At 45.0% G+C, this 23682-nt stretch carries 22 protein-coding genes; 10 read left to right on the top strand and 12 right to left on the bottom strand.

Going from position 1 to position 23682, the window contains the following annotated elements; all coding sequences use genetic code 11:
• Window positions 1-105: 105 nt before the first annotated feature.
• A complete protein-coding gene (locus tag AC27EZ_RS14635; protein WP_487136033.1) occupies window positions 106-3426 on the top strand; it encodes an amidohydrolase family protein in 3321 nt (1106 codons plus the stop codon).
• Between the two features lie 149 nt (window positions 3427-3575).
• On the opposite strand, the gene arsB is transcribed toward AC27EZ_RS14635, so the two are convergent.
• From arsB to AC27EZ_RS14615, 4 genes are all read right to left on the bottom strand, one after another.
• Window positions 3576-4619, bottom strand: a complete 1044-nt coding sequence (gene arsB, locus AC27EZ_RS14630) for an ACR3 family arsenite efflux transporter (protein WP_487136032.1) — start codon at window positions 4617-4619, stop codon at window positions 3576-3578.
• A 59-nt stretch (window positions 4620-4678) separates the two neighbouring features.
• The gene (locus tag AC27EZ_RS14625) at window positions 4679-5146 is read right to left on the bottom strand and encodes an arsenate reductase ArsC (RefSeq protein ID WP_487136031.1); all 468 of its coding nucleotides are present in this window, start codon (window positions 5144-5146) and stop codon (window positions 4679-4681) included.
• 44 nt (window positions 5147-5190) lie between these two features.
• A complete protein-coding gene (locus tag AC27EZ_RS14620) occupies window positions 5191-5523 on the bottom strand; it encodes a metalloregulator ArsR/SmtB family transcription factor (RefSeq protein ID WP_487136030.1) in 333 nt (110 codons plus the stop codon).
• Window positions 5524-5714: 191 nt separating this feature from the next.
• On the bottom strand, window positions 5715-7259 hold the full coding sequence (locus AC27EZ_RS14615) for a hydroxymethylglutaryl-CoA reductase (protein ID WP_487136029.1): 1545 nt from the start codon (window positions 7257-7259) through the stop codon (window positions 5715-5717).
• 375 nt (window positions 7260-7634) lie between these two features.
• Here AC27EZ_RS14615 and AC27EZ_RS14610 point away from each other — a divergent pair, with 375 nt between their 5' ends.
• The 5 genes from AC27EZ_RS14610 (at window position 7635) to AC27EZ_RS14590 (ending at window position 12645) form a co-directional block, all read left to right on the top strand.
• Window positions 7635-8888 carry an HlyD family secretion protein gene (locus AC27EZ_RS14610; RefSeq protein WP_487136028.1) on the top strand — a complete coding sequence of 418 codons (1254 nt, stop codon included), beginning with the start codon at window positions 7635-7637 and terminating at the stop codon, window positions 8886-8888.
• Window positions 8888-11074 carry a peptidase domain-containing ABC transporter gene (locus AC27EZ_RS14605; protein ID WP_487136027.1) on the top strand — a complete coding sequence of 729 codons (2187 nt, stop codon included), beginning with the start codon at window positions 8888-8890 and terminating at the stop codon, window positions 11072-11074. The genes AC27EZ_RS14610 and AC27EZ_RS14605 overlap by 1 nt, the downstream gene beginning before the upstream one ends.
• A 12-nt stretch (window positions 11075-11086) precedes the next feature.
• Window positions 11087-11398: a helix-turn-helix domain-containing protein gene (locus tag AC27EZ_RS14600; RefSeq protein ID WP_487136026.1), complete on the top strand. Its 312-nt coding sequence runs from the start codon at window positions 11087-11089 to the stop codon at window positions 11396-11398.
• A gap of 48 nt (window positions 11399-11446) precedes the next feature.
• A complete protein-coding gene (locus tag AC27EZ_RS14595; protein WP_487136025.1) occupies window positions 11447-11644 on the top strand; it encodes a hypothetical protein in 198 nt (65 codons plus the stop codon).
• An 80-nt stretch (window positions 11645-11724) separates the two neighbouring features.
• Window positions 11725-12645, top strand: a complete 921-nt coding sequence (locus AC27EZ_RS14590) for an ATP-grasp domain-containing protein (protein ID WP_487136024.1) — start codon at window positions 11725-11727, stop codon at window positions 12643-12645.
• An 18-nt stretch (window positions 12646-12663) separates the two neighbouring features.
• On the opposite strand, the gene hslU is transcribed toward AC27EZ_RS14590, so the two are convergent.
• From hslU to priA, 4 genes are all read right to left on the bottom strand, one after another.
• Window positions 12664-13992 (bottom strand): ATP-dependent protease ATPase subunit HslU, encoded by a 1329-nt coding sequence (gene hslU, locus AC27EZ_RS14585; RefSeq protein ID WP_487136023.1) that lies wholly within the window; start codon window positions 13990-13992, stop codon window positions 12664-12666.
• Window positions 13993-14053: 61 nt separating this feature from the next.
• Window positions 14054-14578 (bottom strand): ATP-dependent protease subunit HslV, encoded by a 525-nt coding sequence (gene hslV, locus AC27EZ_RS14580; protein WP_487136022.1) that lies wholly within the window; start codon window positions 14576-14578, stop codon window positions 14054-14056.
• Between the two features lie 206 nt (window positions 14579-14784).
• Window positions 14785-15348, bottom strand: coding sequence for an SPOR domain-containing protein (locus tag AC27EZ_RS14575; protein WP_487136021.1), 564 nt, complete (start codon window positions 15346-15348; stop codon window positions 14785-14787).
• A gap of 105 nt (window positions 15349-15453) precedes the next feature.
• The gene (priA, locus tag AC27EZ_RS14570) at window positions 15454-17655 is read right to left on the bottom strand and encodes a primosomal protein N' (RefSeq protein WP_487136020.1); all 2202 of its coding nucleotides are present in this window, start codon (window positions 17653-17655) and stop codon (window positions 15454-15456) included.
• Between the two features lie 292 nt (window positions 17656-17947).
• Between priA and rpmE the strand changes: the two genes are divergently transcribed.
• The gene (rpmE, locus tag AC27EZ_RS14565; protein WP_487136019.1) at window positions 17948-18160 is read left to right on the top strand and encodes a 50S ribosomal protein L31; all 213 of its coding nucleotides are present in this window, start codon (window positions 17948-17950) and stop codon (window positions 18158-18160) included.
• Window positions 18161-18228: 68 nt separating this feature from the next.
• On the opposite strand, the gene AC27EZ_RS14560 is transcribed toward rpmE, so the two are convergent.
• Window positions 18229-18543 (bottom strand): hypothetical protein, encoded by a 315-nt coding sequence (locus AC27EZ_RS14560; RefSeq protein ID WP_487136018.1) that lies wholly within the window; start codon window positions 18541-18543, stop codon window positions 18229-18231.
• Between the two features lie 365 nt (window positions 18544-18908).
• On the opposite strand from AC27EZ_RS14560, the gene AC27EZ_RS14555 reads away from it, so the two are divergent.
• Window positions 18909-20144, top strand: a complete 1236-nt coding sequence (locus AC27EZ_RS14555; protein WP_487136017.1) for a malic enzyme-like NAD(P)-binding protein — start codon at window positions 18909-18911, stop codon at window positions 20142-20144.
• A 73-nt stretch (window positions 20145-20217) separates the two neighbouring features.
• Here AC27EZ_RS14555 and metJ read toward each other — a convergent pair whose 3' ends face one another.
• Window positions 20218-20544, bottom strand: a complete 327-nt coding sequence (metJ, locus tag AC27EZ_RS14550; protein WP_487136016.1) for a met regulon transcriptional regulator MetJ — start codon at window positions 20542-20544, stop codon at window positions 20218-20220.
• A 149-nt stretch (window positions 20545-20693) separates the two neighbouring features.
• On the opposite strand from metJ, the gene metF reads away from it, so the two are divergent.
• Together metF and AC27EZ_RS14540 are read left to right on the top strand one after the other, a co-directional pair.
• On the top strand, window positions 20694-21584 hold the full coding sequence (metF, locus tag AC27EZ_RS14545) for a methylenetetrahydrofolate reductase (RefSeq protein ID WP_487136015.1): 891 nt from the start codon (window positions 20694-20696) through the stop codon (window positions 21582-21584).
• Window positions 21585-21733: 149 nt separating this feature from the next.
• Window positions 21734-22618, top strand: a complete 885-nt coding sequence (locus tag AC27EZ_RS14540; protein WP_487136014.1) for a virulence factor BrkB family protein — start codon at window positions 21734-21736, stop codon at window positions 22616-22618.
• A 46-nt stretch (window positions 22619-22664) separates the two neighbouring features.
• Here AC27EZ_RS14540 and AC27EZ_RS14535 read toward each other — a convergent pair whose 3' ends face one another.
• On the bottom strand, window positions 22665-23303 hold the full coding sequence (locus AC27EZ_RS14535; protein ID WP_487136013.1) for a DUF2959 domain-containing protein: 639 nt from the start codon (window positions 23301-23303) through the stop codon (window positions 22665-22667).
• On the bottom strand, window positions 23300-23542 hold the full coding sequence (locus AC27EZ_RS14530; RefSeq protein ID WP_487136012.1) for a hypothetical protein: 243 nt from the start codon (window positions 23540-23542) through the stop codon (window positions 23300-23302). Before AC27EZ_RS14530 ends, AC27EZ_RS14535 begins: the two co-directional genes overlap by 4 nt.
• Between the last annotated feature and the right edge of the window lie 140 nt (window positions 23543-23682).

Genomic DNA, 23682 nt, shown 5'->3' with positions numbered 1-23682 from the left:
TGTCTTGACGTATGATTAAATGACAAGCATTGCGCCGCTGCTTCGACTTTTGCGCCGCAATAAAATAATAACTAACGACAAACAACAAGCCGGAATACAAAGATAATGAAAAAGATATCACTGTCGCTGATTGCTTCAGCTCTACTGGCCTCTGGCGTAGCTTACGCTCAAGACGCCGAGCCTACCGAAACGACGGGTTATGATGTAGAAAACTGGGAAGTAGACGCTCCGCCCTTTGCTTTGAACGAAGTCACTATAAAAACTAATGAGACAACGTGGTCGAGCTTAGATATAGCACCAAATGGCAAGTTTATGGTGTTTGATATGTTAGGTGACCTATACAAAGTTAATATCGATGGTGGCGACGCCGAGCCATTAACGCAAGATTTCGCGTGGAACCTTCACCCGTCAATTTCTCCAGACGGCAAGCAAGTCGCATTTATTTCTGATAAAGACGGCCTCAGCAATGTATGGGTAATGAACATCGACGGCACAAACCTTCATCAGGTTACGAAAGAAAAGAAAAACCTTATTCACGCACCAAAGTGGAGCCCAGACGGCCAATATATTGTGGTAACAAAAGGCATTATGTCTAGCCGCAGTATTCCTGCCGGTGAAATTTGGATGTATCACAAATCTGGTGGTGATGGCTTACAGATTAAAGCGCGTAACAGTGGTAAACGCGACCAGCAAAACATTGCAGACCCAGTATTTTCTCACGACGGAAAATATATTTATTTTACTGAAAATACCGTACCGGGCAGCCGCTTTGAATACAACCGCGACCCGTTGGAAGGTATTTTTGCAATTACCCGTTTTGATAGAGAAACTGGCGAAGATAGTCGTTACATAAGTGGTACCGGTGGCGCAGTGGTTCCAACGCCTTCGCCAGACGGCAAATTCATTGCTTTTGTTCGCCGCGTTAAAGACAGAACAGCGTTATTTATAAAAGACATTAAGACCGGTATAGAAACGCCACTCACGCTTGAGCTTGAGCGTGATATGCAAGAAGGGTTTGGCTCGGAAGGCTATTTTGCTTACTTCGACTGGATGCCTGACTCATCAAAAATCATGTATTGGACAGGCGGTAAATTTCATACCATAGACGTGAAGAGCAAAGCGATTGAAACCATTAATGTCAACATTGAAGCGACGGTAAAATATGCCGACGCGCTGCGTTTTAATGTAGACGTTGCACCCGATAAATTTGATGTGAAAATGATTCGTTGGTCGCAGATGTCACCAAATGGAAAAACCATCTTATTCCAGGCCTTGGGCAAACTTTATGTTCGCGACGTAAAATCAGGAAAAATTAAGCGCCTGACTAAGCAAAACGATCACGATGAGTATTACCCACGCTTTTCTAACGACGGGAAATCGATTGTTTATACCACGTGGGATGATCAAGACTTAGGGTCGGTTCGCGTTGTGTCAGCACGAGGAGGGCGCGGAAAAGCTATAACTACACAACCAGGGCATTACATTGAACCTTCGTTCTCCAGTGACGGCGAAAAAGTAGTCTTCCGTAAATTTACCGGTGGCTATTTACTAGACCCTAAATATTCGGTTGAACCCGGCGTGTACGTAGCCGACTTAGAAGAGGATACGGTTACTAAAATTTCCGATGGCGGGTATAACGCACACTTCGCGGGTAACGACGAACGTGTCTACTTCACTGAATCTGCCGGCGGAGACGCGTATTACGAAACGCAACTATCAAGCGTAAATTTAAATGGGAATGACAAACGCACTCATCTATACGGAGCTGACAAAGTAAGTGAGTACAAACTATCTCACGATAAGAAGTGGGTTGCGTTTGTTTATCAGTTTAAAACGTTTGTCGCGCCATTTGTTGATAATGGTAAGAAAGTGACGATTGGTCCCAACATGACATCGTTGCCGGTAACGCAACTATCATCACGCGCTGGCGAGTACCTAACGTGGTCGCCAGACAACAAAACCGTAAGCTGGTTTAATGGGCCTACCTTGTACCAACGTTCACTTGATGAAGCCTTTGCCTTTGTTGACGGTGCACCAGAAACGCTCCCTGAACCGGTTGCTGACGGTGTGGATTTGTCGTTTACCACCGAAGCGGATAAGCCGTCGGGTTATAAAGCGTTAGTAGGCGGAAAGGTGGTGACAATGCGTGACGCAAACAATACGCAAGAAATCATTGAAGATGGTGTGGTATTGATTAAAGACAATCGCATTGAGGCAGTAGGCAAACGCGGTGATGTTCAAATTCCAGATGACACAATGCAGATTGATATTGCAGGCAAGACCGTTATTCCTGGTTTAGTCGATGCCCATGCCCATGGTTCTCAGGGTAGAAATGAAATTATACCTGAGCAAAACTGGAGCCAATACTCTAACGTTGCGTTTGGTGTAACCACTATTCACGATCCTTCAAACGACACGACAGAAATTATGGCCGCCGCAGAATTGCAGCGTAAAGGCAAAATTGTTGCCCCGCGTATCTATTCTACCGGTACCATCTTATATGGTGCAGAAGGGCTGGGCTACAAGGCAATCATCAACGATTATGAAGATGCGTACTTCCATGTTGAGCGTTTAAAAGAAGCCGGGGCGATATCAGTAAAAAGCTATAACCAGCCGCGTCGTGATCAACGTCAACAGGTGCTATGGGCTGCGAAAAATCAAGATATGATGGTTGTGCCAGAGGGCGGTGGTAAATTCCAACAAAACCTAACCATGCTGGTCGACGGGCATACTGGCCTCGAGCACAGTATTCCTGTTGAGCGTGGCTACAGCGACGTCACACAATTATGGAAAGCAACTGAATTCGGCTACACCCCAACATTTGTTGTATCGTATGGCGGCATGATGGGCGAAGAGTACTGGTACGATAAAACCGATGTGTGGAAAAACCCTCGTCTTCTTCGTTACACGCCTTCTACTATTCTTGACCGCCGTGCAATAAGACGTCCGTCAGCACCAGAGAACCAATATAACCATCAGAATGTTGCGGCCTACGCAAAAGAACTGCGTGACAATGGTGTGAGTGTTCACATTGGTGCGCATGGCCAACGCGAAGGCTTAGCCGCGCATTGGGAGCTATGGATAATGCAGCAAGGTGGTTTTACACCGTGGGAAGCACTCCGTGGCGGTACTATCGATGGTGCAACGCACTTGGGAATGGGTGATGACCTAGGCAGTATCGAAAAAGGGAAATTGGCTGACCTCGTCGTTATCGATGGTGATGTACTCAACGATATTCGTAAAAGCGAATATGTAGAATATACGGTGCTAAATGGCCGTATTTATGAAGCCGCCACCATGAATGAAGTTGGCAGTAAGAAAAAGCGTGCACCTTTCTTCTTTGAAGAAAACAATGCCACCTTTATGCCTCAAGAAACCGCCGACGCGGTAGAAGCAAAAGCACATCATTTCCATTGGGAACATTAATTCCTAATAACTAATGTGTAAGACAACAAAGCCGATGAACGTTAATGTTCATCGGCTTTTTTTGTTCTAAGTTTATCACCGTGCCCACACATCGGCTGTTATCATGCTCACGATTTTTCGACGCCCGCAGCGTCGATAGTCTACCTCGCCTAATCAAACCAGTAACGTGTTCTGTTGGCAAACCACACCAGCGAGAGCATAACCGGTACTTCTACCAACACGCCTACTACGGTAGCCAGTGCCGCTCCGCTGTGCAAACCGAACAATGAGATTGCCACCGCCACGGCAAGCTCGAAAAAATTCGATGTACCAATCATACTCGCAGGCGCAGCAATAGTATGAGGCAACTTCATACGTTTAGCGGCGAAATAGGCAATGGCAAAAATACCATAGGTTTGAATGAGCAGTGGTATTGCTATAAGCACAATGTCCTGTGGTTTTGATAAAATCGTTTCAGCTTGCAGACCAAACAAAATAACAATGGTTAGTAGTAAACCGATAACGGAAAATGGTTTAAACGTGTTGACTAACGCATCAATTGTATTGGTATCTTTTGCTAAATTCGCATTGTACGGATCATTATTACTTTCTAAACGTCGACGGGTAAGATAACCGGCTACTAGCGGTAAAACTACGTAAAGTGCTACCGAAAGAAGTAGCGTATCCCACGGAACCGATATATCAGTAACGCCAAGCAACATGGCGGTAAGCGGCGCAAACGCCACAACCATAATCAGGTCGTTTATTGAAACCTGTACCAATGTATAGTTTGCATCGCCTTTTGTCAGATGACTCCATACAAACACCATTGCGGTACATGGCGCGACACCGAGTAAGATCATACCCGCAATGTATTCGCTGGCGGTTTGCGGGTCTACCCAGTCTGCAAAAATGCCTTTGAAAAATAACCAGCCTAAAAGGGCCATAGTGAAGGGTTTAATTAGCCAGTTCACAATGAGCGTTAGAACAAGACCTTTTGGCTTTTTACCTACATCTTTAATTGAGCTGAAATCTATTTGTACCATCATTGGGTAAATCATTAGCCAAATCAGTACCGCTACCACAAGGTTAACGTGGGCGTATTCAAGCGCTGCAATATACTCAAATACTCCTGGGGCAACATAGCCCAAACCCACCCCCGCAATAATACACAGGCCTACCCAAACCGATAAATAACGTTCAAAGAATCCCATTTCGTTCACCCTATATTAAATAATCACCGTAAAGTCGACGCTTAATACACGCTTTTGCATCACTTGGCGCCTAACTTTAACAGCGCCTCTTTAAGTGCGGCTTTATCTAGTTGCTTTTTAGAAAGCGTTGATAATGCTGCAACACGTTTTTCAATAATATCTATCGTCTTGTTAAACGCATCAGCCATTTCTTGCTCTGTGCCTTCACGTTTTGAAGGGTCTTCCAAGCCCCAGTGTACTTTGAGTGATTTACCGAAGAACACAGGGCATGTTTCGCCTGCGGCTGAATCGCATACTGTTACCACTAAATCAGCATTAAAACCTTCAAACTCATTCCATGACTGACTTTTAAGGCCCGTTATATCAAACCCTCTGGCGGCCAGGTACTTAAGCGATAGTGGGTGCACTTCCCCAACGGGTTGGCTTCCTGCGCTGCGTGCTTCTACGTTGCTATCAGACGCATTAGTTATTGCCTCGCAGAGAATGCTTCGACAGCGGTTATGTGTACACACATATAAAATCTTCATAAAAAATCCTGCAATAAAGTAAGGGATCTAATCGGCCTTGGTAGTTAGCATTTCAAACAGCCTAAATTGGCTAACGGCTCGCTGATATAATCGGGGTTTTGCGTTGCCGTATTATTGATGATGTCACGCGCCCACGCCGGAAGTTCCGGGTTGAGCTGGTAATAAACCCATTTACCCTTGCGGGTATCAAGCACCAAACCACACTTGCGTAAATCTGCAAGATGGCGGGATATTTTGGGCTGACTTAATTGAAGGGCGTCGGTTAGGTCGCATACACACAACTCGCCCTTTTCGCTTAATATCAACAGCGTTTTAAGGCGAGTGTCATCTGACAAACACTTGAAAAATGTGAGCGGCGACAGCAAACAGGTAGACATAACAGATTACATATGGAATTTCGTATGTGATTTATCATATATGAAATTCCATATGCAATAAATCTATTTGTGCACCTTCGCGTAATTCACATTAGTGATAGATTGGCTAATCATTTGTACAACATACAAAAAAGCCGCTGAACACGTTACGTCCAGCGGCTTTTTATTTCTTGCTTAGTGAGGAAATTATCTTAACGGTTACGACCATACTGTTCGTGAGATGACACCCAATCTGAAGAACTTATCGCGGATGCCAACGATATTTCACCCGCTAATACAACAGAAGCCACAATTTCAGCAAACTTATATACACGATCTCGACCGTAGCAGTCCATTAACTCTAAACACTCGCGCTGCGTTCCTATTCCTGTCCCGCCACCGTATGTAGCAACAATTAGCGAAGGAATTGTAATAGAAAGATATAAATCACCTTCTTCTGTTAACTCTGAATACATCATAGCCGCAGAGGATTCAGAAACGTTCGCTACGTCTTGCCCAGTGGCAATAAACATCGCGGTGATCCCGTTAGGTGAATGTAAGCCAGTATTGTTAACACCCGATAGGAAAGATCCGACACCTGCAACACGCCCGTGATAGTCTATTTGTTTGGGGTCTACGCGCATAACCTGCAAGAGATGTTCACGCTTAATGGTAGCCTCTGCCGTCACGCGCTTTCCGCGAGTACGCATTATATTAATTTGCGATGCTTTTTTGTCGGTCGCAAAGTTAGACTCTAAATAGAAGTTTTCGATGCCTTCATAATGGTCGAGTATCCACCCACAAGCCGCAAATGTGGCTCGGCCCACCATGTTTTGCCCTGCTGCATCGCCTGTTCGGTAATTAAAACGCAAGAATGCAAACTTGTTTGATAGGAAATGATCGATATACGTCAGTTTCGCAATGCTGGACGTTGCTTCAGCTTCTTCTCGAATGCTTTCGATATTTTCATTTATCCATTTCACGAAATCTCTTGCGCCTCGCGCGTTTTCGAAAATGAATACCGGTGCACGTTGCATTGCATCATCTACCACCGTAGCCGTAACTCCACCGCTCATGTTAAGCAGTTTCATACCACGGTTGTACGACGCCACTAGCGTGCCTTCGGTAGTAGCAAGCGGAACAACAAATTCACCTTTGGCGTATTCACCATTTATTTTTAATGGCCCTGCAATGCCGATGGGAACTTGTGCCGCGCCAATAAAGTGCTCGATATTACCTTGCAGCTCTTTAGGATCGATAGAATATTTGGCCACATGATTAAGCTTTTTATCGGTTGCACTTTCAAAGTAGCTTTGACGCGCTTTGATTGCTTTTTCACCGTAATCGTCATGATCGTCACGAGGAATATGGCCCCCTCTTTGTTCAGGTGAGGTCACATTATCTTCTACTTCAAACTTTAACTTTCCAAATGGAGATGCGGAAAAACAAATTCCAATTTTGCGTTTTTCGGGGCTAACCGCTTCATCTAACTCTATATGCACGATGATAGTCTGTCGCAAACCAAATGCCACACCATCAGCACGATTAATATCGTCGACTGATAACATTTCGTCACCAGACATCCTGAAAGAAATTTTCTCTTCGGGGATGTTATTTCCGTCTAGTGAAATCCATTTTATGTCTTTAATTGTTGAATCTTTTAGTCGATTTTTAAGAGCAAACGAAATGCCGTTATTAGTTTTGGTTAAGCTGCCATGGGTATATAACTGTTTTAATAATATGCTGGGTACAAACATGCGCCTTCCTGTCTTCTTATAGTACAAACCACGTGTGCATTTCATATACACATACTTTTTATAGCACATAATTCGTACGAGTCATTCAGTCTTTTTTCTATTTTTTGCTCTACATCAACATTCATTTCTGAGACGAATACGTTCAAATATGCGCCAAACGCCCTGTTTTCTGGGCGATTCGAAAGCCCAGGCTTTTCATACAACGCACCGTTTATCGTTTCTAGTTATTCTGAATACCAATCGAGATATACACGTTTACGAGTATTGAGTTGGTCAAGGAGGCGTCATGGAAAAGATGCCACGGAGACTTCACCACCACGGATGGGGCAGCTCAATACTCTTCTTCTATTGGTATTAGCTACACAGGGATGGGTAATGCGAAAGGGACTTTTTAGACAACAAGCGATTGAGCAGCAACGCTCTCCTATAACGGGTACGTTTCTCGTTACTCCGCGAACCTCGTTCATGGTAACCACAGTAGTGCTGGTTGCTTGGTTGATTGCCGTATTGTTGTATCTCAACATGAGTAGCTATGCCAGAAAGGCATCGGTTAATGGGTGGCTTCAATCATCGCAGGGGGTTCAAAAAGTATATGCTGCAAAGCGTCGTGGGCGAATCGAACAGATCATGGTTAAAGAGGGGCAAGTTGTCGAAGCTGGAGCGCCACTCCTAACCTTGAATTACGCCATGCAACAGGCAGGTAACACCAGTGTAGAAGCTACGCTGATTGAGCAATTAAGGGCAAAGAAGCAGCGCTTAATCGACGTTCACAGCGCGACTTTAAACATACAGGCACAAGAGATTTCCAACCTTACTCATAAAGTTGCTGAGCGTCGCAGTAATCTTGCTGTGCTTAAAAAAATTGCTTTAATGGCTACCGCAGCCCACACACTCAACCAAAAGCAACTCGCATCAATATCAGCACTGACGAAAACTGGCCACGCCACTGCAGCAGAACGTGATGCTCAGGCGCTTGCTGCCTTATCTAGTGAACAAGCCCTAACGCGCGCACACCAAGAAATTGCGATGGCTGAAAATGAGTTGGCAGAGCTTATACAAAAACAGCACGATTTACCGACTCACTATGCCATCTCATTAGCTGAACACGAAAATGCTATCAGCGACCTTACCACTCAAATTATCACGTTAGAAAATGATGCTTACCAGACCCTTTATGCGGCTGAAACCGGTGTTATTGCGAATCTGCAAGTAAAAAACGGACAACACATCGACCCTAACATTCCTTTGTTAAGTTTACTGCCTACCGAAAATACCATTGAAGCAAAAATACTTGTCCCCGTTCACGCTGCCGGATTTATTGAGGAGGGGCAAGACCTAGACATTCGCTACGACGCATTTCCTTACCAGAAATTTGGTCTACAAAAAGGCAATATTGTCACCATTTCACCAGCACTGATCCTGCCGGGTGAATGGGCAAATGCGCCCGTCTCTATCGATGAACCCGTTTACGTTATTACTGCATCGTTACACAGTGACGGGATTAACGCTTACGGTAAGCGTATTGCGCTTAAAGTGGGCATGACGTTTTCTGCCGATGTATCGCTAAGCCAACGCACTCTTATCGAATGGCTGCTTGAACCGCTTTACAGCATTTCAGGGAGAATATAATGAGCCATATTACTGCTTCTTCTTTTCCGCTTTTCGATACCTTTGGTTTTAAGAAAAAAGTCCCTGTGGTATTGCAGACAGAAGCAGCCGAGTGCGGGCTAGCCTGCTTAACTATGGTAGCACAACACTATGGTGATAAACGCGAACTGAGTGAGCTACGTCAGTACGCTTCGCTCTCGTTGCGTGGTGCTACATTAAAAACCATCATGGAAATAGCACACCGACTTGGACTACAAAGTCGGGCACTAAAAATTGAAATGGCGAGCCTCTCCCAACTGTCCTGCCCTGCTATATTACATTGGGATATGCAACACTTCGTGGTGCTAACCACCGTTACCCGAAATAGTATTGTGATCATTGACCCAAGTTTAGGGAAGCGAACATTAACGTTGCACGAAGCGGCCATGCATGTTTCAGGCATTGCTTTAGAAATCGCTCCAACCGATACGTTTACCCCGAAACCCGCGCGCACTGCACTCAAACTTCGCCATTTTTTAACAAAGGCAACAGGATTCAAACGCAACATACTGACATTGATAGGCTTATCAGCACTGCTTCAGATTTTTGCGTTGATATCACCTTACTACATGCAAACCATCGTGGATGATGTGATCATTCAAGGCAACCATGCGCTGCTTAAAGCGCTTGCGATAGGCTTTTTCTTATTGCTCGTTATTGAAACCTTCACAAGTACTGTTAGACGGTTGCTTATTCTCTCTGCTTCATCTCGGCTACAGTTGCAACTGTCAGCGTCGGTATTGCAGCATTTACTGTCACTGCCTATCGATTACTTTGCAAAACGTCATGTGGGTGACCTCGTGTCTCGATTTGGGTCACTCGCTAAAATTAGAGAGTTTCTAACTACCGGGCTAGTAACCGCCTTACTCGATGGCGTAATGGCTATTGTGACATTAAGTGTGATGGCCATTTATTCGATAAAGCTGACCCTGGTCGTCATTGTCATTATGCTTATTTACCTTGCCATTAGGGTTGCGCTTATTCCGGTTAGCAAGCGCCTTACAAGTGAGAAAATAGCACTGGGAGCGTCAGAGCAAAGCCACTTTATGGAAAGCATGCGCGCCATTACGCCCATTAGGGTCTATCAACAAGAAGTAAAACGACACAGCCAATGGCAAAATAAGTTGGTGCTCACACTGAACAAAGAGATTTCGCTGGGTAAGCTTCGCTTAAGCAGTGATGCTATCAACCAAATACTGTTTGGCATTGAAAACCTCATTGTTATTTATATTGCCGCCACACTGGTTATCGACAACACACTTACGGTGGGCATGATGCTGGCGTTTATCGCCTATAAAACCCGCTTTATCAGTGCACTTGATAGTGTAGTAAACACCTTCATTGAACTTAGTATGTTAGGCGTTCATTTTGCCCGTCTTAGCGATATTGTTTTCGCCAAACCGGCCACGCCCCGCCGTAACTTGATGGCCGGTACTCAAGTCCCCTACGCATCTAGCTCACCGAGTGCCGTGATGTCCTCGCATAGCTGTGCGCCACGTGCGCTCGCGCTGGAGGCCCGTGGGCTCAACTATGCCTACAGTGAAAACTGTGCGCCTGTGTTGCGGAATATCAACCTGCAAGTGGCATATGGAGACATTATTGCCATCGTGGGTGAAAGTGGTGGCGGGAAAAGCACCTTACTGAAATGTTTAATGGGGCTTTATACGCCCACATCAGGCTCCATACGACATGGCAGCAATAACGCATCTGGGCTGCCCGTGATCGCCTCTGTACTTCAAGATGACGCCTGTTTGAGCGGTTCTATCGCTGACAACATAAGCTGCTTTGATGAAACCCTTGACCACGAAAGGCTAGTACATTCAGCGCAGATAGCGTGCATCCATCACGAAATAATATCCATGCCAATGCAGTATCACACCTTAGTGGGTGATATGGGGAACAGCCTAAGCGGCGGGCAAAAGCAGCGTTTGCTGCTGGCCCGCGCGCTCTATCAACAGCCCAGCATTCTTTTCCTTGATGAAGCCAGCAGCAATTTAGATATAGAAAACGAACGCAAGATTAACCAACACCTTAAAGCACTTAATATAACGCGCATTATGGTGGCTCACCGACCACAAACGATAGCCATGGCAAACAAGGTGTTTGAACTACAGGAGGGCGCGCTTTGCCCGCTTACCAATAAATCAACCCTTACTACCCCCACTTAAAGGATATAAACCATGAACACACATGAAGTGAGAGAAGCTAACCGATTACTGACAGTTGCAGAGCGTAATCGTATTGACGAAAAGTACCTGGCAAAGAAAAGTGAAGGCTTAGCCATTCACGAACTGTCAAAGCGAGAACTGCAAGTTGCCCATAAAATTATGGAGGGGCTGCCCAATAAGCTCATTGCCAACGACTTATTCATCAGCGAAAGAACCGTAAAGTTTCATTGCGCCAATATTTATAAAAAATTAAAAATTCGCGGTCGCTCAGCACTTATTGCCGGCTGCTTCAGAACCATTTATCAACCCGTAGACGTTGCATGAATTTGCCTCGTTTGCACTTTACTATCACGCCTTACAAGGAGCGTAAACATGAAAAAACCAGTAACATCTACACCTGTACAACTTGCCGATAATGCACTTAGCAAGGTATCGGGCGCCGCCCATATCCCTACTCCACAACGAAGTTTGTCAACAAAGGAGTCGGGGCCTATCACCGTTGTCACACCACCGGTGTATATCACGATGGCCATTGGTGAAGGCGGTGGCGACTTGCCTATCTATCTCTAATGAGATACGTGTACTAAGCAGGCGCTGCCATAGTATGCAGCGCCTTTACACATTGCAAAAAGGACTGACAGGATGACAGTGTGCACATAGCATTATTGGGTAACGAGCAAGACCCGCAAATTCAACATATTTCCTACGCGTTATTCGCATCGGGGCATACCCCTTTTATCGTTAACACTGCTTTTTTTGGAACACATTGGCAGCTAAGTTATGACCCCGACTACGACGATGGTTTGCTTCATTTTGATTTTCATGACCACTTACCGTCTAACCGGATTGCCATGTCGAATATCCATTCGGTCTATTGGCACCAATACGAACGCCCTATCGTTAATGCTATGTCTTCACAGCATGAAACTTGGCTGGTAAGCGAACATGACAGTGCCTTGATGTGCTGGCTACAATATACCGGCACTCGCTGGGTAAATAGCATCGACGCCGTGCGCGCGCATCAATGTAAACCGCATCAACTTAGAGCCGCTTGTCAGTTAGGTGCCACTATTCCTTATACGTTTATAGGCAACGCGCCTCGGGTAGCTAAACAGTTTTGCAATAATATGGATGATGTCATCCACAAACCGGTACGGGGCGGAAAAACAGCTACACTTCTGCATAAAGAAAACGACAACCTGCATCACGTGTCGTCACTGGTAAACAAACACCCGGTAACACTACAGGCATTTATACCTGGTACGAATATTAGAAGCTATGTGCTGGGCAACGAGGTAATTAGCGTGCAAATAGACTCACTCGCCCACGACTTTCGAGATGATGACACCGCAAGGCCGTTATTAACGCCATTACCAAAGTCAGTCCAGCTGCTTGCTAAAACGCTGTGTAAAGGGCTAGGTATGAAATGGTGTGCTATCGATTGGAGACGAAATCACAAAGGGGAGTATTTCTTTCTTGAAGCTAATCCATGCCCTTTCTTTTTGCGCGTAGAAAGCGAGACAGGGGCAGATATAACAGGCAGATTGTTGAAGCTTCTTACTGAGGGGTAAGAAGCTTCAATAGTAACGCTACAGAATAAAGCGCGATAGATCTTCGTTGTCGACCAAGGTATCTAAATGACTATTTACATACTCAGCGTCAATGACAAACGCTTCGCCACTTTTTTCCGATGCGTCAAACGAGATATCTTCCATCAAACGCTCTAGTACCGTATGAAGACGGCGAGCACCGATGTTTTCGGTCGTTTCATTTACTTTCCATGCGGCTTCGGCAATACGCTGGATACCTGAATCGTCAAAAGTAATATCAACACCTTCCGTCTTCATTAGCGCAATGTACTGCTCGGTCAATGACGCATTTGGTTCGGTAAGAATACGTTTAAAGTCTTCTACTTTAAGCGCCGTTAATTCAACGCGAATAGGTAAACGCCCTTGAAGCTCTGGTATCAAATCAGACGGCTTACTCATTTGGAATGCACCTGAGGCGATAAACAAAATGTGGTCGGTTTTTACCATGCCGTGTTTTGTTGACACCGTTGAACCTTCTACCAAAGGAAGTAAGTCTCGTTGCACACCTTCACGGGAAACATCGCCCGATGTATTTCCTTCGCGCTTACAGATTTTGTCAATTTCATCGACAAACACAATGCCGTGTTGCTCAACAGCTTCAAGCGCCTTTTCTTTTAAGTCTTCCTGATTAACTAAGCGTGCAGCCTCTTCTTCAATCAGTAGCTTAAACGCTTCTTTAATTTTTAACTTTTTCTTTTTCTTTTGAGAGCCAGATAAGTTTTGGAACATCCCCTGAAGCTGGTTTGTCATTTCTTCCATACCAGGAGGCGCCATAATTTCTACGCCCACTTGTGGCAACGCCACATCAATTTCAATTTCTTTGTCGTCTAGCTCACCTTGGCGAAGCTTTTTACGAAATGCCTGGCGGGTTCCACGGTCTTCCACCTCTTCCTTATTACCCCAAGCGTCTTCAGGGGGCGGCAGTAATGCGTCAAGAATGCGCTCCTCAGCAGCTTCTTCTGCGCGGAATTTCACCTTCTTCATTTCGTTTTCTTTCGTCATCTTTACTGCAATGTCCGCAAGATCACGAATAATAGTTTCGACTTCCTTACCAACGTAACCCACTTCAGTAAACTTGGTGGCCTCAACTTTAATAAAAGGCGCATTAGCAAGTTTAGCCAAACGACGCGCTATTTCGGTCTTACCCACGCCCGTTGGGCCAATCATAAGAATGTTTTTAGGCGTAACTTCTTGGCGCAACTCTGGCTCTAGTTGCATTCTGCGCCAGCGGTTGCGAAGTGCTATAGATACTGCACGTTTAGCATTCTGTTGACCGATAATATGACGGTCTAGTTCATGAACAATTTCTCTTGGTGTCATCTCAGACATGAAAAAACCCTTTTAAATAATGGTGCTATGAAAGCACGTACCGCAGCGCATACGCGGCGGATTAATAATCTAGAACGTCTACGGTTTGGCTATGATTGGTAAATACGCAAATATCACCCGCAATCGTTAAGCTTTTCTCAGCGATGTCTTTTGCCGATAACTCAGTGTTATTTAACAACGCTGTTGCAGCGGCCTGCGCATAGTTTCCGCCTGAACCAATAGCAATCAAATCTTGCTCTGGCTGCACTACGTCACCATTACCGGTAATAATAAATGATGCAGTTTCATCGGCCACGGCCAGCAATGCTTCAAGCTTACGAAGCATACGGTCTGTTCGCCAGTCTTTAGCTAGTTCTACGGCCGCTTTGGTTAGATGGCCTTGGTGCGCTTCTAATTTTGCTTCAAAGCGCTCAAACAGCGTAAATGCATCTGCGGTACCACCGGCAAAACCTGCTAGTACTTTGTCATGATAAAGGCGACGTACCTTACGGGCATTGCCTTTCATTACCGTATTACCTAGTGATACCTGACCATCACCTGCCATTACCACTTGATTACCACGTCGAACTGAAACAATCGTTGTCACGTTAATTCCCCGTTTATCTGGGTGTTATTGCTTACCTGCAATAACGCAAAATCTTGATGAATATAGAGGTGGGGGAAGACAGCCGAATTTCAAGGGTTATGATGTATTACTGCTAGTTTACTGAGCGATGATGCACGCGATAAAACCATCATGGACGGCCTTATCACGCGCTGTAGGGGGATAGAAACTATGCGTCGCCCCGCGGCTTACAAGTTCCAATACCAAATTTGGCATGTTGCGATATTTACTTTTCGAAGGCTGTGTTTGGCTTTCTCTGCATCTCGTTTAGTGTCAAATGGCCCAAGAATGACTCTGAACCAATCGCCGTTACTGCCTGTACTGCTTCGAATAAGGGCTTCTAAACCTTGAAACGCTATCTTAGCCTTCATTTCTTCAGCCTGTGCACGTGTTCTAAATGATGCACATTGCATTAGATAACGCTTATCTGATTTTTCCTGCTCAGCAACATCAACCTCAACTTCATAGCCTGGAAGGGTACGAATATACTCCCATTCTTCTTGTGGAAGTTCAGGAAGCTCCTCTAACGTTGGAGCAACGGCGCGAGGCGCCTCATTATCAACGGTTTCTGTTGCGTTGTCTTTTATCGACCACAGGAACACGCCAAAACCAATAAGCAGAAGGATAACAACCGTTAGACGGACAATAGGGAACGACGCTACACCAGACGATGTGCGTTTATCTTTAGGTTTCGTTGCTGGTTTTTTTTTCTGTGGAGAACGACCACGAGAGACATAATCACGTTGTGCCATGTTCGGCGAAATTCCTACGTATTGTTATTGTTTTAGGGCGCACAATAATGCCTAACCCTCATGCACTTGTACACCCCGAATACTAACGTAATTATGTTAGCTTCGCTAACTAAAGTCAGTCGGGTCAATATCAATAGACCAACGCACTTTGCTTGCGAGTATTTGCGCCTGTATATAAGGTAACGCTTGTCTTAATACATGATGCAGAGGGGCGCGTTTAGCGTGCCCACAGACCAACATGAAACGAAAGCGGCCTTGACGCTTTTCAATCAGGCTGGGAAATGGCCCTGCGACGTCGATGTTTACGTCTTGTGACTGTTGATTGACGATTTGCCTACATGTGTTCAAGAAGTTATGTGCTTGCGCACTATCCATGGCCTCAGCACGAATAACGAATTGACTAACATAGGGAGGTAACCCAGCAGCTTTTCGCTCTGTTAACGCATGGCGCGCAAAATGTCCGTAACCGTTGTTAACTAAATCTTGTAGCAGAGGATGTTGAGGATTGTGTGTCTGCAGCCACATTTCTCCGGGTTTTGATGCGCGCCCCGCTCGACCAGCTAATTGAGTGGTAAGCTGCGCTAATTTTTCAGACGCCCTAAAATCGGCGCTAAATAATGCGCCATCACAGTCAAGCACGACAACCAAGGTTACGTGAGGGAAATGATGTCCCTTCGACAAAATCTGCGTGCCGATGAGTATTTGGTATTCCTGCTTGTTAATCGCGTCCAGTGTTTGATGTAGCTTGTCTTTGCCTCGCACAGAGTCACTGTCAATTCGCACCTGTTTTGCATCGGGAAATAGGGCAGCTAACCCCTGCTCGACCTGTTCCGTTCCCGTTCCAGCGGTTTGCAGTGTGTGACTATGACAAGCGCCACATGTTTTGGGCATGGCGCGGGTTCCTGCACAATGGTGACACTGTAAGCGGTTCTGCGCTTTGTGCACCGTATAAGGGCGGTCACATCGACTACACATTACGGTTTCACCGCAGTGGTGGCACAACAACGCTGGCGCGTATCCTCGACGATTTACAAAAACCAACACCTGATTACCTGCACTGACATGCTGGCGCATGATGGTCAAAAGACCTTGGGAAATCCCATAGTGCAAAGGCTGGTCACGAACGTCTAAAACGAATTGCTTGGTAGTTTGCGCACCACCAGCTCGTCGGGTTAATTGTAAATGCGCATAACGCCCATGCAATGCATTACTTAAACTTTCCAACGAAGGCGTCGCACTGCCTAGGAGCAAAGGGATGCCATGATGTTTTGCTCGTACCGCGGCAAGATCTCTGGCATGGTAACGTAAGCCATCTTGTTGCTTAAAAGATTCGTCATGCTCTTCGTCGACGATGATCATACCTGGGTTTTTAAGGGGCGTAAAAATAGCAGAGCGCGTTCCGATGATAATGCCAAGTTCACCCGCTTTAGCTTTAAGCCAAACGGCCAACCGCGCTTTATCATTAAGCTGGGAATGCAGCACTCCTACCTCAATAGAAAAACGCTTTTCGAAGCGCGACACAGTTTGCGGTGTAAGGCCTATTTCGGGTACTAATATGAGGATCTGTTTTCCCGCTTTTAGCAAAGGCTCGATGGCTTGAAGATAGACTTCGGTTTTTCCGCTGCCGGTTATCCCTTCCAACAAACTCACCGCAAAGTTGTCATGCTGCTGATTGAGTGCCGCAATAGCAACGGATTGCTCAGTATCAGGAGTCGGAGTTTCACTTACCGTCAGCGATGTTAACCACGCCTTTTCTTGTAATACGGGCACCTTTTCTTCGATATACGCTAAGGCTTTATCAATAAGCCCTTTGACCGCAGAGGGCGAATACACTTTACGCGCTTGCGACGCAGGCATACTGCGCTGTAAAAGATGTTCGAAACAGGCCTTTTGTTTAGGGGCCCTAGCGAGCTCAGAGATAAGGGTTTCGTCAGCATCGTCCTGTGCTATCAGCATAGCTTCTGCCGTTAATGTCGCCGCCTCTCCTTTTCTAAGCAGAACCGGCAACATGGTATGCACCACCTCACCGGGGGCATGATGATAATATTGCCAAAGCCATTGCGCCATTTTACGTAATGCACTATCAACGACCGGCGTATCATCAATAACTCGGTTAATTGGCTTAATTTTGGCATTATCGGCATGCTCTGCACTGGCATCGTCATTCAGCGTTTCGACTACGACGCCAATAAGCTCTCGCGGCCCAAACGACACTGACACTCTCACACCTGGCGACAACGCCGCAGAATGCGAATAGGTGAATAATTGCCGTAGCGGAATGGGGACCGCGACTTGAATGAACGCCATTGGTGCTAATTGCCTAGGAAAATAAAAACAAGGGTAATGATCTGGCATTTAGCAAGAATGTCAAACGCAACATCGCGGGAATCTGCACAACATAATCCTCCCTTTGTTATAAACGCAGTGTTACTGGTTATTACACGTACAGAAACTGCTTGATCACTGTCACAGCATCCTATATTATGCGCCGCTCTTTTGCGGCAGGTTGCATATTGCGACCTGCCATTTAATTTAAAGTTGCGTATGGTGTTTAGCTTCGGGCTGAATAGCGATACGGCCTTATCGATGAGGTAATCCAATGAAACCAGGTATCCACCCAGAATACACTGAAATTAAAGCAACATGCTCTTGTGGCAACGTTATGAACATCCGTTCTACACTAGGTAAAGATATCAACCTAGACGTATGTTCAGAATGTCACCCATTCTACACTGGTAAGCAACGTAACGTTGATACTGGTGGTCGTGTTGATCGCTTCAAGAAGCGTTTCGGTGCATTGGGTAAAAAGTAAGCCTAATTACGCGATACGAAAAAAGCGCCTACATGGCGCTTTTTTTATATCTGTTTTATTCGCTCTGATTAATGCTTATTTTGCATGGCAAGAAAGCGCTCCCAGTCACCATCGCATCGGCGTTTACACGCTTCCTCACTTTCAAAGCGCACCTGCTTAATCTTTGCTTTCACACAAGCGCCAGCAAAGTGTATATGCTCGTCCAGCGCGCTATCATGGCCTTTTATCAGTGCATCATTCTTATTTTTTTCAGTATCAAATACCACGGTAATAGCAGGGCTACGCCAATGCCCAACATGAGTTAGCCACGCAAAGCCGACAATTTCCTCTTTTGCCCACTCACATACATCGGTGAGTGCGACTATCAACTGTTTTTCAGACATTCAGCCTTATCCTCTACAACGCTATTCATCATTACTTCACTCACAGTTTCAATACAAATTACGGTATGGAAACAAAAGACAGCATAAATAACATGAATGGCTAATATTATACGTCTTTACTGGTCTTACTAGTTACTGTCACCTACATTGTACTCTTACAGAAGGCTGATCAGATATGTACAGTGTGAAACGCTGTGATAGAGTTGCGAAATAGCGTTTTTGCTACTTCTCACACACACAAAAACACTACGCAATATCGTTGCTCGCTGATGTAGCATTGCCACAATGACAAAAACAAAAAACTGTGACATGGACTTCAGCTATACCGTACCACCTCAACCCTACATCGAAGGATATGTTTACTAATGTCAGACTTTAGACAACGCGCACTAGATTATCATGCTTACCCAACACCCGGAAAAATAAGTGTGGAACTTTCTAAACCTGCTGATGGTGTAGATGACCTTGCCCTAGCATATAGCCCAGGCGTGGCTGAACCAGTAAGAGAAATTGCTGAAGATCCAGATAACGTTTACAAATATACCGCGAAAGGAAATATGGTAGCCGTAATCAGTAATGGTACAGCAATTCTAGGGTTAGGGAATTTAGGTCCAATGGCATCGAAGCCAGTTATGGAAGGGAAAGCCCTTTTATTTAAAAGGTTTGCCGGTCTTGATGCTATCGATATTGAAGTAAAACATAGAACCACGGAAGAGTTCATCAATACGGTTGCCAATATTGCAGACACGTTTGGCGGGATAAACTTAGAAGATATTAAAGCCCCAGAGTGCTTTGAAATTGAGCAAGAATTAATTAAACGCTGTAATATTCCCGTGTTTCATGACGATCAACATGGTACTGCTATTGTTACTGCAGCGGGCATGCTTAATGCGTTAGAGATTCAGGGTAAGAATATCGAAAGCGCGAAAATTGTTTGTTTAGGAGCCGGCGCAGCGGCGGTGGCATGCATGGAGCTGCTAATTAAGTGCGGCGCGCAGCGTGAACGTATTTACATGCTAGATAGAAAAGGGGTTATCCACACACGTCGTGACGACCTTACTGAGCACAAAAAACTGTTCGCAAATAATACTGATAAGCGCACGCTTGAGGATGTCATGGACGGTGCTGACATTTTTGTAGGCGTTTCCGGCCCCGATTTACTTCCACCTGAAACCCTAGCGCTAATGGCAGACAACCCTATCGTATTTGCGTGCTCGAACCCCGACCCCGAAATAAAACCTGAACTGGCTCATGAAGTGCGTTCAGACTTGATCATGGCAACGGGGCGTTCTGACTACCCTAATCAGGTTAATAACGTTTTATGCTTCCCGTTTATTTTTCGCGGCGCATTAGACGTGCGCGCAAGCGCAATCAATGACGAAATGAAAGTGGCTGCGGTTGAAGCCTTGCGAGCAATCACAAAAGAAGAGGTGCCCCAAGAAGTGCTGGCAGCGAGTAAGAGTAACAGCCTTTCTTTTGGTAAGGAGTATATTATCCCTAAGCCAATGGACCCTCGTCTATGTGAACGTATCGCATCGGCGGTATCGAAAGCGGCTATTGAGTCAGGGGTGGCGCGATTAATTACCCCACCTAAAGACTAAGGTCTTTACAGCAAAACTAAAAAAGCGGCCTAGCGCCGCTTTTTTATTGGTTACACATAATCTAGAGTTACGTTTACTCTTCCTGCTCATTTTCCACAGAAATATCAATTCCCATTTCTTCCATGATTCGACGCGCTTCTGCTGGTATTCGGTTGGCGTTATCTTTACGTAAATCTTCATCGTTCGGTAAAGGTTGCCCAGTGAAAGCATGAAGAAATGCTTCGCACAGTAACTCTGAATTCGTTGCATGACGCAAATTATTTATCTGACGACGCGTTCTTTCATCAGTTAAGGCTTTCAATACATTGATAGGAATTGAAACGGTAACTTTCTTTACCTGCTCACTCTTCTTACCGTGCTCTGCATAGGGGTGAATATACTTACCATTCCATTCTGCCATTGTACTAACTCTGTTTGCTTTTATTTATGTTATGAAGGGAAATTCTAAACAAGTTAACGAAAAGGTCAATTGAGCAGTGTAAACCTCTTGACGTCTAGACATATATTATTTAGTTTAGACGTCTAAACGTCCATTACAGAGAATATATCATGGTGTCTTACGCGCAAGGTATCGATGCATTAAACCAATCCTTATCGGAACTAAGGGATATTGATGTTTCATTTGAGTTTTTTCCACCTAAAACTGAAAAAATGGAGCAAACCTTGTGGAAGTCGGTTGAGCGCCTTGCTCCGCTTAAACCTAGCTATATGTCGGTAACCTATGGCGCTAACAGTGGTGAACGTGACCGTACCCATGATGTGGTCAAGCGTATTCAACAGCAAACTGGTGTAGCCGCAGTACCACACCTTACCTGTGTAGATGCCTCTCGTGACGAGCTTAAGCAAATTGCGAAAGATTACTGGGACTCTGGTATACGCAGGATCGTGGCGTTGCGTGGTGACCTGCCACAAGGTGTTAAAGAGACAGAAATGTATGCCTCTGACCTAGTGGCATTGCTTAAAGATGTCGCTGACTTTGACATTTCTGTAGCGGCCTACCCGGAAAAACACCCTGAAGCTCCTAATGCGCAATTTGATTTGCTTAATCTTAAACGCAAAGCTGAAGCGGGAGCGAGTGAAGCGATTACGCAGTTCTTTTTTGATACCAGTGTATTTTTGCGCTTTCGCGATAGAGCTGCGGCAGCAGGTATTGATTTAGATATCGTGCCGGGCATACTGCCTGTCACTAACTACCAAACGTTAGTGAAATTTGCTGGCTTTACCAATGTTCATGTTCCTGGTTTCCTGCACAAAATGTTTGATGGATTAGCCGATGATGATCAGGCAACACGAAACCTTATTGGTGCGAATATTGCGATGGACCAAGTCAAAGTACTTGCGAAAGAAGGCGTTAAGCATTTTCATTTTTATACCCTTAATCGCAGTGAGTTAAGCTATGCGATATGCCATATGTTAGGCGTACGCGCCGACGCTAAATAATCAGTGCCCTACATCGTGCCTCGGTATTCATTCCGAGGCACATGCATAGAAACAGATTAATTCGCTAAACCCTTTGCTCCTATTACCTATGACGTATACCATTTAGCCTCGGGTGTAAGCTAACTATACGTATTTTCAGGAGTCAACGCGTGAACTTTGACAGGGTAACCACCGTTTACCACAACATTACACCGCAACTTAAAGAGTTGTTTCGTATTTTCATTGCCAGATGCAAAAAAGATAACATTACGATATCTGCAGGCCATCTTGCTTATGTAACCTTGTTATCTCTTGTACCGTTTATCATGGTGACGTTCACCATTATGTCTGCGTTTCCTGCTTTCGCTGAGGTAAGAAGTAAATTAGAGCACTTTGTGTTTAATAACTTCGTTCCTACCGCAAGTGATGTGGTGCACCAATATATGACCGACTTTGTGGGGAATGCCTCACAAATGAGCGCGATTGGTATTTTATCACTATTGGTTGTGGCATTAATGCTGATATCTAATGTGGATAAAACGCTTAATAGAATATGGCGCACCGAGAGTAATCGCCCCATCGTTTATACCTTTGCTATTTATTGGATGGTGATCACGTTGGGCCCGCTACTAATTGGTTCAAGCGTTATTGTAAGCTCGTATTTAACCGGCCTAGCCGCGTTTACAGAGGAATATACACCTGGGTTAGGGACACTATTACTAAGCTTAGTACCCAGTGGTGCTGCCATGATTGCGTTCGCTATTTTATACTTGGTAGTACCGAATAGGCGGGTGTATGTACGCCATGCTATTAGCGGTGCTATTGTCGCCACCATTGCTTTTGAGATGACAAAATCTGGTTTTGCGCTTTATGTGACGAATTTCCCTTCATATGAACTGATTTATGGTGCGCTAGCCGTGGTGCCTATTTTGTTTTTATGGGTTTATTTATCGTGGATAATTGTGTTATTTGGCGCTGAATTCACCTGTAGTTTGGGCGAAGCTTTTGAAAACAGGAAAGCTGAAGACGTACCTAGAAAGGTGCCAGAGGCATAAAAAAAGGGCGTAACATTACTTACGCCCTTTTCAGTTTAAGACAAAACTAGTTCTTCATTGACGCAATGAACGCATCTGATTCTGCAATTGCAGAGTTCATTTGCTGAATTAATTGCGACACGTTATTTTCGATAGTTGAAAGTTCACCTTGCAGCGCACCAATCGCACTAGCATTGAGGTTATGCTTTAGGTAAAGGACATTATCTTGAAGCGCACTTAATACCGGAGACATTTTACTTTCGGCTTTACGCATCGCTTTCATTAAAGACGCGTAACGACGCTGAGTTTCACGAAGCTTCGCAGCACTGTCTCTTTTAAGCGAGGCATTTTGATATTTCTCTAGCTCTTCGCTCCACTCGTCAAACAACGCTTCAGCAACGCTTTCAACTTTGTTGATTCGCGCGGTCACGTTTTCTGCCGCCATTACGCTGTCTTCATACTGCCCATTAAGTGTGTCGTACACATCTTCTAGCTCACCGCCGTCAAATGCTACCACAGCGCCAAAGGCTTCTAGTGCTGAGCTAAACTGCTCTTGGGCGTCCTCTTGTGACTCTTTGGCATTCTCAACCCGGTCTACTAAGATATCACGCTTTTCAACACCCACTTTTTCCCATGCGGCGTAATACGCTGACTGACAACCGGAGAGTAAAAGCAGGCTGGCAAGTATCGAAACAATAAGTTTCATAATGATTGATTCCCTTTGAATCTGGCCGCACTAATAATACAAATAAGATGAAATATTACGCCTAGAGGCCAAAATACGATAGCCAATACCACTGTTGCCGCCAATGTGTAACAGACACCCACAACGATGAAGTAAAATAACGCGCCCAGAATTCGCCCTTGAACCAAATGCCCCAAGCCTGGAATAAAAAAGTTACAAATGGCCGCTATTACATTACCGCCCGATCCTTGCCCTGCCATAGAAACATCCTCGCAATTATTAACAAAATATGGTTATGTATTAAAAATAACAATATGAATGACGATGAGTACCTCAGACGTCAACACATAGTTTTTCGTTATATAACGTTAAACTAAACTAAAACGGTTACACGCACAAC

The sequence above is a fragment of the Alteromonas sp. 4NH20-0056 genome, assembly GCF_057539655.1.
Note: the sequence above shows the minus strand (reverse complement) of the source record. Positions and strands in the feature narration are given on the sequence as shown.

Bases quoted from the DNA above. Each gene is read 5' to 3' on its own strand.
- metF (WP_487136015.1), top strand. From the start codon at position 20,694: ATGGTGTCTTACGCGCAAGGTATCGATGCATTAAACCAATCCTTATCG.
- rpmE (WP_487136019.1), top strand. From the start codon at position 17,948: ATGAAACCAGGTATCCACCCAGAATACACTGAAATTAAAGCAACATGC.
- AC27EZ_RS14575 (WP_487136021.1), bottom strand. From the start codon at position 15,348: ATGGCACAACGTGATTATGTCTCTCGTGGTCGTTCTCCACAGAAAAAA.
- AC27EZ_RS14530 (WP_487136012.1), bottom strand. From the start codon at position 23,542: ATGGCAGGGCAAGGATCGGGCGGTAATGTAATAGCGGCCATTTGTAAC.
- hslU (WP_487136023.1), bottom strand. From the start codon at position 13,992: ATGTCTGAGATGACACCAAGAGAAATTGTTCATGAACTAGACCGTCAT.
- AC27EZ_RS14625 (WP_487136031.1), bottom strand. From the start codon at position 5,146: ATGAAGATTTTATATGTGTGTACACATAACCGCTGTCGAAGCATTCTC.
- AC27EZ_RS14605 (WP_487136027.1), top strand. From the start codon at position 8,888: ATGAGCCATATTACTGCTTCTTCTTTTCCGCTTTTCGATACCTTTGGT.
- AC27EZ_RS14615 (WP_487136029.1), bottom strand. From the start codon at position 7,259: ATGTTTGTACCCAGCATATTATTAAAACAGTTATATACCCATGGCAGC.
- AC27EZ_RS14610 (WP_487136028.1), top strand. From the start codon at position 7,635: ATGCGAAAGGGACTTTTTAGACAACAAGCGATTGAGCAGCAACGCTCT.
- AC27EZ_RS14555 (WP_487136017.1), top strand. From the start codon at position 18,909: ATGTCAGACTTTAGACAACGCGCACTAGATTATCATGCTTACCCAACA.
- AC27EZ_RS14560 (WP_487136018.1), bottom strand. From the start codon at position 18,543: ATGTCTGAAAAACAGTTGATAGTCGCACTCACCGATGTATGTGAGTGG.
- metJ (WP_487136016.1), bottom strand. From the start codon at position 20,544: ATGGCAGAATGGAATGGTAAGTATATTCACCCCTATGCAGAGCACGGT.
- AC27EZ_RS14600 (WP_487136026.1), top strand. From the start codon at position 11,087: ATGAACACACATGAAGTGAGAGAAGCTAACCGATTACTGACAGTTGCA.
- AC27EZ_RS14620 (WP_487136030.1), bottom strand. From the start codon at position 5,523: ATGTCTACCTGTTTGCTGTCGCCGCTCACATTTTTCAAGTGTTTGTCA.
- AC27EZ_RS14635 (WP_487136033.1), top strand. From the start codon at position 106: ATGAAAAAGATATCACTGTCGCTGATTGCTTCAGCTCTACTGGCCTCT.
- AC27EZ_RS14595 (WP_487136025.1), top strand. From the start codon at position 11,447: ATGAAAAAACCAGTAACATCTACACCTGTACAACTTGCCGATAATGCA.
- priA (WP_487136020.1), bottom strand. From the start codon at position 17,655: ATGGCGTTCATTCAAGTCGCGGTCCCCATTCCGCTACGGCAATTATTC.
- arsB (WP_487136032.1), bottom strand. From the start codon at position 4,619: ATGGGATTCTTTGAACGTTATTTATCGGTTTGGGTAGGCCTGTGTATT.
- AC27EZ_RS14535 (WP_487136013.1), bottom strand. From the start codon at position 23,303: ATGAAACTTATTGTTTCGATACTTGCCAGCCTGCTTTTACTCTCCGGT.